1 protein-coding gene is annotated in these 616 nt (G+C 41.9%); it reads right to left on the bottom strand.

Annotation, left to right across the window (positions count from 1 at the left end; translation table 11 throughout):
* Window positions 1-295: OmpA family protein (locus CIK04_RS34525; protein ID WP_325205927.1), on the bottom strand; the 295-nt coding region annotated here is incomplete at its 3' end.
* Window positions 296-616 lie beyond the last annotated feature (321 nt).

The raw sequence follows: 616 nt of genomic DNA, 5'->3' as shown, positions 1-616 counted from the left end.
GGTTACAACCATTCTGCTGGTTTTCTTCCGCGGCACAGATTGGCGTGGTTTCACCGAACGCTTTTTCTACGATTCGATTGCCTAAACCCAAATCATTTTGATGGAAACGGGCGACGGTGTTTGCACGTCTTGCAGACAACTGCTTATTGTAAGTATCTGAGCCTGTGCTGTCGGCATGCCCTTCCACTGAAATTTTACGATTTGGGTCAACAATACCGATATAGCTACGAATCGCATCTTGATGGATATCGGTTAAACCAAATTTGTTGTGCTGGTAATTCAGCACCAGTGACATTTTTTTCTCATCGAAGAAGCAATGTTCACTGCTGTTTGTGCTTTACTTTCTGCACATCACGATTCAAGACTCGGGCTTCCGTCTGTCCTTCATCAACCACAATCGAGCCTTCGCTTTGTGTGGTTTTGTAATGCGTTGATAGCAATGTTTTGGTTATGATCTGTTCTTCTGATGTATTGACACAATTGGCCTGGGCATAATTGGAAAGCAGCACCAGTAACAGTAAAGGCAGTGTTTTTTCATTTTAATCCTTAAGTCTACCTGTCTCTTCATTAATGAGATTCAAAATATATTTGTATACGTCATTGCCTTCTTTGGCAT

This window comes from Vibrio sp. 03_296, from assembly GCF_002265885.1.
This window is presented reverse-complemented; position numbering and strand designations above follow the sequence as displayed.